This window comes from Pseudomonas sp. S35 (assembly GCF_009866765.1).
Lineage (GTDB): Bacteria > Pseudomonadota > Gammaproteobacteria > Pseudomonadales > Pseudomonadaceae > Aquipseudomonas.
The window spans coordinates 643,065-655,845 of the sequence record NZ_CP019431.1; the positions used below are offsets into that span (position 1 = coordinate 643,065).

General features: G+C 62.3%; 10 protein-coding genes. 6 read left to right on the forward strand and 4 right to left on the reverse strand.

What is annotated here, in order from left to right; translation table 11 throughout:
• Positions 1 to 8 precede the first annotated feature (8 nt).
• From PspS35_RS02715 to PspS35_RS02735, 5 genes are all read left to right on the forward strand, one after another.
• Complete coding sequence (locus PspS35_RS02715) at positions 9 to 941, forward strand: NAD synthetase (RefSeq protein ID WP_159932673.1); 933 nt, start codon at positions 9 to 11, stop codon at positions 939 to 941.
• Positions 938 to 1,387, forward strand: a complete 450-nt coding sequence (locus PspS35_RS02720; protein ID WP_159932674.1) for a hypothetical protein — start codon at positions 938 to 940, stop codon at positions 1,385 to 1,387. The genes PspS35_RS02715 and PspS35_RS02720 overlap by 4 nt, the downstream gene beginning before the upstream one ends.
• A gap of 187 nt (positions 1,388 to 1,574) precedes the next feature.
• Entirely contained in the window at positions 1,575 to 4,865 is a 3,291-nt protein-coding gene (locus PspS35_RS02725; RefSeq protein WP_159932675.1) for a transglutaminase family protein, read from the forward strand.
• A gap of 150 nt (positions 4,866 to 5,015) precedes the next feature.
• Positions 5,016 to 7,502 (forward strand): circularly permuted type 2 ATP-grasp protein, encoded by a 2,487-nt coding sequence (locus PspS35_RS02730; RefSeq protein WP_159932676.1) that lies wholly within the window; start codon positions 5,016 to 5,018, stop codon positions 7,500 to 7,502.
• Entirely contained in the window at positions 7,502 to 8,392 is an 891-nt protein-coding gene (locus tag PspS35_RS02735) for a transglutaminase family protein (RefSeq protein ID WP_159932677.1), read from the forward strand. Before PspS35_RS02730 ends, PspS35_RS02735 begins: the two co-directional genes overlap by 1 nt.
• Positions 8,393 to 8,438: 46 nt before the next feature.
• Here PspS35_RS02735 and PspS35_RS02740 read toward each other — a convergent pair whose 3' ends face one another.
• Complete coding sequence (locus tag PspS35_RS02740) at positions 8,439 to 8,621, reverse strand: hypothetical protein (RefSeq protein ID WP_099583660.1); 183 nt, start codon at positions 8,619 to 8,621, stop codon at positions 8,439 to 8,441.
• A 332-nt stretch (positions 8,622 to 8,953) separates the two neighbouring features.
• Between PspS35_RS02740 and azu the strand changes: the two genes are divergently transcribed.
• The gene (gene azu / locus PspS35_RS02745; protein ID WP_159932678.1) at positions 8,954 to 9,400 is read left to right on the forward strand and encodes an azurin; all 447 of its coding nucleotides are present in this window, start codon (positions 8,954 to 8,956) and stop codon (positions 9,398 to 9,400) included.
• 142 nt (positions 9,401 to 9,542) lie between these two features.
• Here the strand turns inward: azu and nadE are convergent, their stop codons facing one another.
• The 3 genes from nadE to PspS35_RS02760 form a co-directional block, all read right to left on the reverse strand.
• Positions 9,543 to 10,370 carry an ammonia-dependent NAD(+) synthetase gene (gene nadE, locus PspS35_RS02750; protein ID WP_159932679.1) on the reverse strand — a complete coding sequence of 276 codons (828 nt, stop codon included), beginning with the start codon at positions 10,368 to 10,370 and terminating at the stop codon, positions 9,543 to 9,545.
• Between the two features lie 3 nt (positions 10,371 to 10,373).
• Positions 10,374 to 11,588, reverse strand: coding sequence for a nicotinate phosphoribosyltransferase (gene pncB, locus PspS35_RS02755; RefSeq protein ID WP_017734987.1), 1,215 nt, complete (start codon positions 11,586 to 11,588; stop codon positions 10,374 to 10,376).
• Positions 11,589 to 11,749: 161 nt separating this feature from the next.
• Positions 11,750 to 12,640, reverse strand: a complete 891-nt coding sequence (locus PspS35_RS02760; protein ID WP_159932680.1) for a LysR family transcriptional regulator — start codon at positions 12,638 to 12,640, stop codon at positions 11,750 to 11,752.
• Between the last annotated feature and the right edge of the window lie 141 nt (positions 12,641 to 12,781).

A 12,781-nucleotide genomic window follows, 5' to 3' on the forward strand; every position in this document is an offset into this window, starting at 1 on the left:
ACACCCCCATGGGCAACCCCCTGGCCGGCATCGGCATGGACTCCAACCGCTCCCAGTTCATGGCGCGCCAGCGCATCGAAAGTCAGATCAACCTTGCGCGGCTGTTCGCCGCCATTGATGCCGACCCCGGTATCGTCGGCGCAGGCGTGGTGTACATCGACGCCGACTTCAACGTCATCACCCTGCGTGAATTCAAGCCGATCTGCAGCATCAAGCCCAAGCGCATCATCTTGCGCGAGGCGCAGAAGTACATCTCGCCCGCACAGTTTGTGGAACAGGTGAAGACCGACCCCCGCGAAGGGCGCCTCCAAAAGGAAGCGTTTGACATGGGCCTTTCCTGTGGCGCGGCGGTGATCGGTTGGATCGTGGTGTTCAGTGGCAGCGTCGCCGTGCCGTTCACGGCCGGTGCCAGCGCGTTTGTGGTCGGCATTGGCATCACGGCGGCATTGGCCAGCAGTGCTCAGTGCGGGTTTGGCGTGGCGCGCACCTATAACGAAATCCTTGATCCCGATGCCAACGACCGCATGGATGACGCTGCCTGGTACGGCGCTGTTTCACCCCTTCTCGATGCGGCTTCGTTGGTCGGCATCGGAACAGGTGCCTTGACCACGGTTCGCTTGCTCAAGGCCAACAAAGCGGCGGCGTTGGGCAAGAGTTGGTACGAACTGCTCAAGGGCCTGAGCCGCCAGGAACGCAAGAAGTTGACCAAGGAACTGCTGAGCCTCAAAGACCCCAGCCTGACCCCCAAATTGCTGAAATTGCAGCAGCGCGCCGGCACATTGACCAAACGCTACAGTTCCACGCAAATCCGTCATGCCACCCTGACCCAACTCAAGGATGCATTGGGCGGTTTGCTGGGTATCTGGGGCAGCTACCGAACCGGCCACGTGGGCACTGCGGAGACGATCGCCATTGGCCTGTATGAGGACCTGACGGAATGAACGGTTTCCCCGACATGGGCGGATTCCTGGCCCGATATTTCCCGGTGTTCATGGGCACCATTTTCATGGCGATCTTCTCCGGTTCGTCTGCGGTGTCCATGGCCGGCGTGACGTATTTGCGCGGCGTCGATCCCGCGCTCAAGTCCAGCTATTCGGGGGGCGCCATCCTGCTGTTGGTGGCGGTGCTGGTTTTTGGCAATGTCATGATTGCGCGCGGGTACCCCTGGGCGACGCGGCTGATTGCCGGGTATTTGGGCGCCTGCCTGTTGTTTGTGCTGCCGATGATTCAATACGGCCTCAATGGCTGGGTCTATGGCTCGGCCGTGTTGTTTCCGTTGTTGGGATTGCTGCTGCTCAACAGCAAACGCCATCGGGAAATGCGCCAGAGGCTGCTGGAAATACGCCACCTGCGCCAAGCAGTGATCGCAAAGGCCAAGCACCGCTGACTGGGTAGATTCACCACCTGTTTGCACGCGCTCGCCACAAATATGTGCAAACCTCGCACCACGGCACCTGCGATGGCGCCGTTTTGGTGCTGTACTGCACCGGGTCTTACGATAAAGCGCAATGACCGCCGCAGTGGCATAAGTCTTGCGCGCATTGTGTTCATGCCCTGGCTCGCAGGAGGCCGCCGTGTCGATTCATGTCGCGTTGCACCACGTTACGCATTACCGCTACGACCGCGCGGTCGAACTCGGCCCGCAGATCGTGCGTTTGCGCCCGGCGGCCCACAGCCGCACGCGGATTCTGTCCTATGCGCTGAAAGTGCTGCCCGAGCAGCACTTCATCAATTGGCAGCAAGACCCGCAAGGCAACTACCTGGCGCGCCTGGTGTTCCCGGAAAAGACCGATGAGCTGCGGATCGAAGTCGACTTGGTCGCTGAGATGGCGGTGTTCAACCCGTTCGATTTTTTCCTTGAGCCCTACGCCGAAAAAATCCCCTTCAGCTACGCCGCCGACGAGCAACGCGAGCTGGCGCCGTACCTGGAAACCCTACCGCTGACGCCGAAGTTCGCCGCCTACCTGGCCGGTATCGACCGTACGCCACTGCCCGCCGTGGATTTCCTGGTGGGGCTCAACCAGCGCCTGGCCACCGATATCGGCTACCTGATCCGCATGGAACCGGGTGTGCAAACCCCGGAATTCACCCTGGAAAACGCCTCCGGTTCGTGCCGTGACTCGGCCTGGCTGTTGGTGCAATTGCTGCGCAACCTGGGCTTGGCGGCGCGGTTTGTCTCTGGTTATTTGATCCAGCTCACCGCCGACGTCAAAGCCCTCGACGGCCCGTCCGGCACCGAGGTGGACTTCACCGACCTGCACGCCTGGTGCGAAGTGTATTTGCCCGGTGCCGGCTGGATCGGCCTGGATGCCACCTCCGGGCTGTTCGCCGGTGAAGGGCATATCCCGCTGGCCTGTAGCCCCGATCCCTCGTCCGCCGCCCCGATCAGCGGGTTGGTAGAGCCGTGCGAGTGTGAGTTTACCCACGAGATGTCGGTGGAGCGGATTTGGGAAGCCCCACGGGTGACCAAGCCCTACACCGAAGAGCAGTGGCTGGCGATTCAGGCCCTGGGTCGGCAGATCGACGGCGACCTGCTCAAGGACGACGTGCGCCTGACTATGGGCGGTGAACCGACCTTTGTGTCCATCGACGACCCCGACGGCGCCGAGTGGAACACTGCTGCCCTTGGCCCGGACAAGCGTCGCCTGTCCGCCGAGTTGTTCCAACGCATGCGCAAGCACTACGCGCCCAAGGGCCTGGTGCATTTTGGCCAAGGCAAGTGGTACCCCGGCGAGCAATTGCCGCGATGGTCGCTCAACTGCTACTGGCGCCGCGACGGCGTGCCGATCTGGCACAACAGCGCGCTGATTGCCGATGAGCAAGAGGACTACGGTGCCGATGGCGTGATGGCCGGGCGCTTCCTGGCCAGTGTGGCCGAACGCCTCAAGTTGCCGGTGCGTTTTGTGTTCCCGGCCTTTGAAGACAACTTCTACTACCTGTGGCGCGAAGGTGCGCTGCCGCAGAACGTCACCGCCCAAGACCCGCGTCTGAGCGATGACCTGGAACGCGAACGCCTGCGCAAGGTGTTCAGCCAGGGCCTGGATAAAATCATCGGCCAAGTGCTGCCGCTGGCGCGCACCGCCGCCAATGACCGCTGGCAGAGCGGGCGCTGGTACCTGCGCGAGAACCACTGCCGGCTGGTGCCGGGGGATTCGCCACTGGGTTATCGCCTGCCCCTGGCCTCGCAGCCTTGGGTCACGGCGGCGCAATATCCGTTTGTGCATCCCACCGATCCCAACCAGGATCAACCGCAACTGCCGACCACCGCGCAACTGCAAAGCCACGGTGAACCTGCGCCGAGCGAAGACCGTGCACCGAAGGTGGATGAATCCGCCGACTGGCTGACCCGCACCGCACTGTGTGCCGAAGCGCGGGAAGGGCGGCTGTACCTGTTCATGCCGCCGCTGGAGCGCGTCGAGGATTACCTGGAGCTGGTCGCCGCCATCGAAGCCACCGCCGAAGAGCTGCACTGCCCGGTGCTGCTGGAAGGCTACGAACCGCCGTTCGATATGCGCTTGAGCAACTTCCGGGTCACGCCGGACCCGGGTGTGATCGAGGTCAACGTGCAGCCGTCCGCCACGTGGGATGAGTTGGTCGAACGCACCGAATTCCTCTACGAAGAAGCGCGGCAAACCCGCCTGACCACTGAGAAATTCATGATCGACGGCCGCCACACCGGCACCGGCGGCGGTAACCATTTTGTGCTCGGCGGCGCCACGCCCAAGGATTCACCGTTCTTGCGCCGGCCCGACTTGCTGCGCAGCCTGATCAGCTACTGGCATAACCACCCATCGTTGTCCTACCTGTTTTCCGGCCTGTTCATCGGCCCGACCTCCCAGGCGCCACGGGTGGATGAAGCGCGCAACGACGCGCTGTATGAGCTGGAAATCGCCTTCGCACAAATGCCCGAGCCCGGTGAAGAATGCCCGCCGTGGTTGGTGGACCGCCTGCTGCGCAACCTGCTGATCGACGTGACGGGCAACACCCATCGCGCCGAATTCTGCATCGACAAGCTTTACTCGCCCGACGGCGCCACCGGCCGCCTGGGCCTGTTGGAGCTGCGTGCGTTTGAAATGCCGCCCCATGCGCGCATGAGCCTGACCCAGCAATTGCTGCTGCGGGCCCTGGTGGCACGGTTCTGGCGCGAACCCTATGCGCCGCCGAAGCTGGCGCGCTGGGGCACTGAGCTGCATGACCGCTTTTTACTGCCGCACTTTATCGAGCAGGATTTCGCCGATGTGATCGTCGAACTCAACGCCGCCGGCTACCCGCTGCGCGCCGAATGGTTTGCTGCGCACCTGGAGTTCCGTTTTCCCAAGGTGGGTGACTACGCCGTCAGCGGTATCGAACTGGAGCTGCGCCAGGCCCTGGAACCTTGGCATGTACTGGGCGAGGAGGGCGCGGTGGGCGGCACGGTGCGGTATGTGGATTCGTCGCTGGAACGTCTGCAAGTTAAGCTCAGCGGCCTGCCGCCGCAGCGCTATCTGCTGACCTGCAACGGCATCCCGGTACCGCTGCAACCGACCGGGCGCGTTGGCGAGTTTGTTGCCGGCGTGCGTTACCGCGCCTGGCAACCGGCCAACTGCCTGCAACCGACCATCCCGGTGCACGCGCCGTTGGTCTTTGACCTGCTCGATACGTGGATGCAACGCTCCCTGGGCGGGTGCCAGTACCACGTCGCCCATCCGGGCGGGCGTAATTACGACAGCCTGCCGGTGAACGCCAATGAAGCCGAGAGCCGGCGCATGGCGCGGTTTTTCCGCTTGGGGCATAGCCCTGGGAAGCTGCCGGTCCCGCCTGTGGTGATCAACGACGAATTACCAATGACCCTGGATCTGCGGCGTTTCCCCAATAAAAATGACTGAACGCAATCCACCTGTGACCCCAGGCTTGTGTGGTGAGCGAGCTTGCCTCGCGCGGGGCAAGCCCACTCACCACAAAAGCCTGGAGACCATAGAGGGATTTGCAGTGTTTGTTGAGTTAATCTGAGCCCCCTTTGCCCTGCCGAGCGTTCCATGTCCGACTTGCTCGACCGTTACCCGCTGACTGCGGGCACCTATCACGAACTGCTGGACGACAGCGGCGCGGTGCGTGCCCATTGGCAGCGCTTGCTCGACCACCTGCAACGCAGCACTCCCGCGCAGTTGGCCCAGCGCCAGGCGTTGCTGACGCGCCAGATCCAGGAAAACGGCGTCACCTACAACGTCTATGCCGACCCCAAGGGCGCTGACCGCCCGTGGGAGCTGGACCTGCTGCCCCATGTGCTGGCGGCTGACGAGTGGCAGCACCTGTCGGCCGGTATCGCCCAGCGGGCGCGCCTGCTCAATGCCGTGCTTGCCGATCTGTATGGTCCGCAACGCCTGATCAAAGAAGGCTTGCTGCCGGCGGAACTGGTGTTCGGGCATAACAACTTCCTGTGGCCATGCCAGGGTATCCAGCCGCCCGACGGTGCCTTCCTGCACCTGTACGCGGTGGACCTGGCACGCACCCCGGATGGTCGTTGGTGGGTCACTGCCGACCGTACCCAGGCCCCGTCGGGCGCCGGCTATGCGTTGGAAAACCGCACCATCGTGTCCCGCGCCTTCCCCGACCTGTACCGTGACTTGCAGGTGCAGCACCTCACCGGTTTCTTCCGCACGCTCCAGGAAACCCTGGCCCGCCAGGCGCCCGGTGACGACCAGCCACCGCTGATCGTGTTGCTCACCCCCGGACGGTTCAACGAAAGCTATTTCGAACACCTCTACCTCGCTCGCCAGCTCGGCTACCCGCTGGTGGAAGGTGGCGACCTGACCGTGCGCGACAGCACGGTGTTCCTCAAAACCCTCAGCGGCTTGCGCCGGGTGCACGCGATCATGCGGCGCCTGGACGACGACTTCTGCGACCCGCTGGAACTGCGCACCGACTCGGCCCTCGGCGTTCCCGGCCTGCTGGATGCGGTGCGCCAGGGCAATGTGCTGGTGGCCAATGCCTTGGGCAGCGGAGTGCTGGAGTCCCCCGGTTTGCTGGGCTTTCTGCCGAAGATCAACGAGTTTTTGTTCGGCGAAGAACTGATCCTGCCGTCCATTGCCACCTGGTGGTGCGGTGAAGCGCCGGTGCTCGCCGAAGCGTTGGAGAAACTCCCGGAGCTACTGATCAAACCGGCGTTTCCCTCCCAGAGCTTCGCCCCGGTATTCGGTCGCGATCTGAACGATGAGCAACGCCAGGCCCTGGCCGAACGCATGCGTGCGCGGCCGTACGCCTACGTCGCCCAGGAACTGGCGCAACTGTCCCAGGCGCCGGTATGGCACACCGTGGATGACCACTTGCAGCACCGCGCCATCGGCATGCGTGTGTATGCGGTGGCCAGTGACGACGGTTATCGCGTATTGCCCGGCGGCCTGACCCGTGTGGCCGCTGAAGCCGATGCCGAAGTGGTATCGATGCAGCGCGGCGGTGCGAGCAAGGACACCTGGGTGCTTGGCGAGCGCGCCGCCGGTGGTGAGCAGTGGCGTGCCCAGCGTACGATCGGCGCCCATGACCTGGTGCGCCGCGATCCCTATCTGCCGTCACGGGTGGTGGAAAACCTGTTCTGGTTTGGCCGTTATTGCGAGCGCTGCGATGACAGCGCGCGCTGGCTGCGCATCGTGTTGGCGCGTTATGTGGACGGTGATGATCCCTTGGCCTTGCTGGCGGCGGTGGAGCTGGGTGAGAGCCTGCGCCTGCTGCCGGAAGAGGGCGAATTGCCGGAGCGCCTGCAAGCCGCTCTGCTCGGCGACGACTGGCCGTCGAGCCTGCGCGCCAACCTGCAACGCTTGCAATGGGCGGCGTCCCAAGTGCGTGGCAAGTTGTCCCGCGAGAACTGGCAGGCGTTGGTGGAGTTGCAGCGTGAAGCCCTGGAACTGGAAAGCGACACCCCGGACTTTGGCGAATTGCTCGACTTTCTCAACCGCCTGGTGATGTCCCTGGCCGCGCTGTCCGGGTTTGCCTTGGACGACATGACCCGCGACGAAGGCTGGCGCTTCCTGATGATGGGCCGGCGCATCGAGCGCCTGCAGTTTCTGAGCAGCAGCCTGGCGGCGTTCCTGCGCGGCGTGGCGGTGTTCGATCAGGCGGGGCTGGAGTGGTTGCTGGAACTGGGCAACAGCAGCATCACCTACCGCTCGCGCTACCTGGCGGTGCCGCAGTTGATCCCAGTGCTCGACCTGTTGCTGCTCGACGAGCAGAACCCCCATGCGGTGCTGTTCCAGCTCAAATTGGTGAGTCGCACCTTGCGGCGACTCAATGACGACTTTGCCGTACCCCGGGAAACCGGCCTGGCGCCCTTGGTGGAACGCTTGGCGCGTTTCGACCTGGGCTGTCTGGAGAACCCGTTGTTTGGCGAGTCCAGCGTGCGTGCCGCCTTGGACGGCCTGGCCGATCTGCTGCAAGCAGTGGCCGATGAAAGCGGGCAAGTGTCGGATCGCCTGGCCTTGCGCCACTTTGCCCATGTGGATGACGTCAGCCAACAAACGGTGTCGGTGTAATGAGCGCGCGCTACCAGATTTTCCACGATACTCACTACCACTACGACAGCCCGGTGTCCCTGGCCCAGCAACTGGCGCACTTATGGCCACGACCCTGTGCCTGGCAGCGCTGTACTTTGCAACAACTGGATATCAGCCCGGAACCGACCTCGCGCCGAGACGAGCTGGACGTGTACGGCAACCCGATCACCCGCCTGGCGTTCGAGCGGCCCCATGATGAACTGCTGGTCAATGCCGGGCTGACCGTGGAAGTGCTGGCGCGGCCGGTGCTGGATTTCCGGCAGTCACCCGCCTGGGACCAGACCCGTGACAGCCTGACCTACAGCAGCCAGCCGATGACGCCTGAGCGAATCGAAGCCTGTCGGTATCGCTTCGAATCGCCCTACGTGCACCTGAAGAAAACCTTCGTCGAGTTCTCCGAAAGTTGCTTCCCGCCCGGCGAGCCCTTGCTGCTTGGCACGCAGGCGTTGATGGAGAAGATCTTCAGCGAATTCACCTTCGATGCCGAGGCGACCCAGGTCGCTACGCCGCTGGTGGAAGTGTTGGAGCGCCGTCGCGGGGTGTGCCAGGACTTCGCCCACCTGATGCTTGCCTGCCTGCGCTCGCGGGGCCTGGCGGCGCGGTATATCAGCGGTTACCTGCTCACCCAGCCGCCCCCTGGCCAGCCACGGCTGATCGGCGCCGACGCGTCCCACGCGTGGGTTTCGGTGTTTTGCCCGATGGCCGGTTGGGTGGATTTTGATCCGACCAACAACGTGCAGCCGGCACTGGAGCACATCACCCTGGCCTGGGGCCGGGACTTTTCCGATGTGTCGCCGTTGCGTGGGGTGATTCTGGGGGGAGGGAGCCATGACCCGGAGGTGCGGGTGACGGTGATGCCGCTGGAGTAGAGGTTGAGGAGGGTGAGCAGAGTGGGCCTGCTCACCACAAAAGAAATTATTCAGCCGGATCTTTTGGTGTTTCAGTCTCGTCGCTCGTTTCTTCAGCATCGACGTCCGGGTTCAGTGCGCCGGCTTCTTCGTCTGCAGCGGCTTTCTTGCGTTGCAGTTTTTCCTCTTTCTTCTGTTCCTTGGCCAAGTCTCTCTGACGTTTGGCGAAGGAGTAATTAGGTTTGGCCATGGGCGATCCTCTAGGGTCGAAGGTGAGGGTGGCGGCGCGCGGCTGCCTTGGGTCGCTATGGTAGCAGCTTAGCAGCGCGCTTTGCCTTCACTTACCGCAGGCGTACGCGGCCAGCAGGCCATTGAGCAGGTGATTGAGGCGCATGGTTCGGACTCCAGTGGGTGATGGGCCGATCATAGGCGGGTACTGCTACTTTGGCTGGTAGATTGTGTTGATAAGTCTGATAGCCTAAAGTTGTATACAATCTGTTGATTCAGATCATAAGAATTCAAGCCTGCTTGAGGCACCCTTACCGCAATCCGCGTTTTTTAAACCCTGCCTTGGAGATTCACATGTTTGCCAAACTCGTTGCTGTTTCCCTGCTGACTCTGGCGAGCGGCCAGTTGCTTGCCGCAGAGTGCAAGGTCACCGTCGACTCCACTGACCAGATGTCCTTCAACACCAAGGAAATCGTGATCGACAAGAGCTGCAAGACGTTCACCGTGAACCTGGAACATTCGGGCAGCTTGCCGAAAAACGTCATGGGCCATAACTGGGTGCTGACCAGTGCCGCGAACATGCAACCGGTGGCCACTGATGGCATGGCCGCTGGCATCGACAAGAACTACCTGAAAGAGGGTGACGACCGCATCATCGCCCACACCAAGCTGATTGGTGCCGGAGAGAAAGATTCGGTGACCTTCGATGTGTCGAAGCTGGCAGCCGGGACCGACTACGCGTTCTTCTGCTCGTTCCCAGGCCACATCTCGATGATGAAAGGCACTGTGGTCGTCAAGTAACACCGCGTTATCGTTCATCGGGGGCAAGCCCCCTCCCACACTCACTGCATTCACACATTTTGACCGGTGAACTCAGTAAATGTGGGAGGGGGCTTGCCCCCGATGGCTGTCTGCCAATCAACACACCACTGTCTGGCTCACCTCACGGCGCAAATGGCATCACCCGCTTGTGCTCAGTCTTGCGGTACGTCTCGCAGATAATCCTGAACGCTTCCTCACGCACCGCTTCCCCGTGCAGGAACGCATCAATCTCGGCATAGGTCACGCCATGTGACGCTTCATCCGGCTTGCCTGGCGACAGGTCTTCCAGGTCCGCTGTCGGCACCTTCTCCACCAGCGATTCCGGCGCGCCAAAGTGCCGTGCAATCGAGCGCACCTGGTTCTTCACCAACCCGCTCAACGGCGCCAGATCGCACGCACCGTCACCGAACTTGGTGAAAAAGCCCATTACCGCTTCCGCCGCGTGGTCAGTACCGATCACCAGGCCACCGGCCGCGCCGGCGATGGTGTACTGCGCCACCATGCGCATGCGCGCCTTGGTGTTGCCCAGCACGAAATCGCGGGACACCGCCGCCTTGCCTTCGAACGCCGCCACTTCACTGGCCAGGGCTTTCACCGCCGGGCCGATGTTCACGGTGTGGCGCTCGTCCGGCTCGATAAAGTCCACCGAAGCCTGGGCGTCGATTTCGTCGAACTGGGTGTCGTAGGGCAGGCGCACCGCGATAAAACGGTAAGCCTCGTCACCGGTGCTGGCGCGCAGTTCCTGCATCGCACGTTGGGCCAACAGGCCGGCGGTCAGGGAGTCGACGCCGCCGCTGATGCCCAGTACCAATGCCTTGAGCCCGGAGTTGCGCAGGCAATCCTGGATAAAAGCCACGCGGCGGGCCACTTCGGCCTCAAGGTCGGCCTGGTCGTTGAACGGCGCTTGCACCTTGAGTTGCTGCGCAATCTCACGCTGTACGGCTTGCATGATTCACTCCTTGCTGGAAATGGCAGGTACTTTGAAAACATGACGCAAATAGGCGACAAAATTCGGGTCGGTGCAGTGGGTCTTGCCCGCTTCATCGGAGATCTTCGCGACGGGCTGGCCATTGCAGGCGGTCATTTTAAGCACGATGCTCATCGGTTCCACCCCCGGAATATCGCAGGTCAGGTTGGTGCCGATACCGAAGCTCACATTGATGCGACCGCGCAGCGCACGGAAAATCTCCAGGGCCTTGGGCAGCGACAGGCTGTCGGAGAACACCAGCGTCTTGCTCATCGGCTCGATACCGAGCTTGTGGTAGTGGGCGATGGCTTTTTCGGCCCACTGCACGGGGTCGCCGGAGTCATGGCGCAGGCCGTCGAACAGCTTGGCGAAGTACAAGTCGAAGTCGCCGAGGAAGGCATCGGTGGTGATGCAGTCGGTCAGGGCGATGCCCAGCAGGCCACGGTACTCGCGCACCCAGCAATCGAGGGCGGCGATCTGGCTGTCGATCAAGCGCGGGCCGAGTTGCTGGTGGGCCATGATCCACTCATGGGCCATAGTGCCCAACGGCTTCATGTCCAGTTCGCGGGCCAGGTGCACGTTGCTGGTGCCGACAAAGCGGCCGGGGAAATCGTGCTTGAGCACGCTCACCACCTCTTCCTGCACCCGGTACGAAAAGCGCCGCCGCGTGCCGAAGTCCGCCACTTGCAGCTCCGACAGTTCCTCGCTGCTGGCATTCGCCGTCAGCCAGTCGAACTTGCGGTACAACTGCTCGCGGGCCTGTTCCAGGATCACGGTCTGGTAGCGGTAGCGGTTACGCACTTCGCTGACGATGGCCAGCATCGGCACTTCAAACAGGATCACATGCAGCCACGGCCCGCGCAGGCGGATGAATAATTCGCCGTTCTCGATGCCCGTCTGCACATAACGCAAGTTGAAGCGGAACAGCCCGAGGAAGCGCAGGAAGTCTGGCTTCATAAAGCTGATGCGTTCCAGGAACCCCAACTGGTCCGGGCTCAGGCTCAGCTCGGCGAGGCGCTCGATCTGGTAGCGGATTTCCGCCAGGTACGGGCGCAGGTCTTCACTGTTACGGCAACGAAACTCCCATTCAACTTCCACGTTGGGGTAGTTGTGCAGCACCGCCTGCATCATGGTCAGCTTGTAGAAGTCGGTGTCGAGCAGGTTCTGCACGATGCGATCGGCAAACACACTCTCGCTCATAACGGGAATCTCCAGACGGGTCGGCGCTGGGCGCCAGCCTTTACACACAATTTAAGGAAGGGGGCTAGTGGCGCATAGACCTGTGGGGTTTTGCCAGTGATTTTTTCAGTGAGGCCACTGGCCTCATCGGGGGCTTGCCCCCGATGGCTATATTCCAGGCGCTAAATAACCTGCTCCATCATCCACGTCACAAACTCACGCACCTTGGGCACTTCCGCCGAATGCTCGGGGTAGGCGAGGTAATACGCATCCTGGCTCGGCATCGCATGCTGCCAGGGAATCACCAACTTGCCGTCGGCCAGTTCTTCCTCCACCAGAAACCGCGGCAACAGCGCCACGCCACAGCCCACCTGCGCGGCGCGAATGCACATATAGAACGTGTCGAAACGCGGCCCGTGGTAGCTGTGTTCGGTGTGAAAACCCTGGTCGGCAAACCAGTCATGCCAGCCCTGGGGCCGTGAGGCGTTTTGCAGCAGCACCAGCTCGCTCAGTTGCGTGGGGTCGGTGAAGGGTTTTGCGGGCAGGCTTTCCGGGGCGCACACCGGTACCAGTTCTTCGCTGAACAGCTTCAGGCTCTCGGTGCCGGGGCGCGCGCCCTGGCCGAAGTAGAAGGCCATGTCGGCCTTGCCTTGCAGCAGTTCGTCCGGTTCCTGCTCGTTGCACAGGTCCAGATGGATCTGCGGGTGGCGCAACCGCCAGCCCTTGAGGCGCGGTACCAGCCAGCGGGCGCCGAAGGTGTAGGGCGTGGACACGCGCAGCACTTCGGTCTCGCCGCCGTAGGAGCGCAGGTAGTGGGTGGACATCTCCACCTGCGTGAGGATCTTGCGCACTTCCACCAGGTACAGGTCGCCCGCGGGGGTCATCTGCAAGCGTCGGCGCACGCGGCGAAACAACAGGTGTTGCAGCAATTCTTCCAACTGCGCCACCTGCTTGCTCACCGCGCTTTGCGTGAGGTTCAGCTCCTCGGCGGCGCGGGTGAAGCTCAAGTGGCGGGTGGCGGCTTCGAAACACTGCAGAGCGGTGATCGAGGGCAAATGTCTTTTGTTCAGCACGGCGTGCCTCTTTTTATGCTTTGCATGAATAAACGGAATGATATCTCGCCTAATCGTCGTTTGTTGGCAAGTCTTGGGCCAGCTACAAATAAGCGCTGGATCGCCGTGTCTGTGGCGGCGCGAATTTTCTGTTTGAGATTG

Coding starts and splice junctions, on each gene's coding strand:
- nadE (WP_159932679.1), bottom strand. CDS start 10,370: ATGCAAGCCGTACAGCGTGAGATTGCGCAGCAACTCAAGGTGCAAGCG.
- PspS35_RS02740 (WP_099583660.1), bottom strand. CDS start 8,621: ATGGCCAAACCTAATTACTCCTTCGCCAAACGTCAGAGAGACTTGGCC.
- PspS35_RS02735 (WP_159932677.1), top strand. CDS start 7,502: ATGAGCGCGCGCTACCAGATTTTCCACGATACTCACTACCACTACGAC.
- pncB (WP_017734987.1), bottom strand. CDS start 11,588: ATGAGCGAGAGTGTGTTTGCCGATCGCATCGTGCAGAACCTGCTCGAC.
- PspS35_RS02715 (WP_159932673.1), top strand. CDS start 9: ATGGGCAACCCCCTGGCCGGCATCGGCATGGACTCCAACCGCTCCCAG.
- azu (WP_159932678.1), top strand. CDS start 8,954: ATGTTTGCCAAACTCGTTGCTGTTTCCCTGCTGACTCTGGCGAGCGGC.
- PspS35_RS02730 (WP_159932676.1), top strand. CDS start 5,016: ATGTCCGACTTGCTCGACCGTTACCCGCTGACTGCGGGCACCTATCAC.
- PspS35_RS02720 (WP_159932674.1), top strand. CDS start 938: ATGAACGGTTTCCCCGACATGGGCGGATTCCTGGCCCGATATTTCCCG.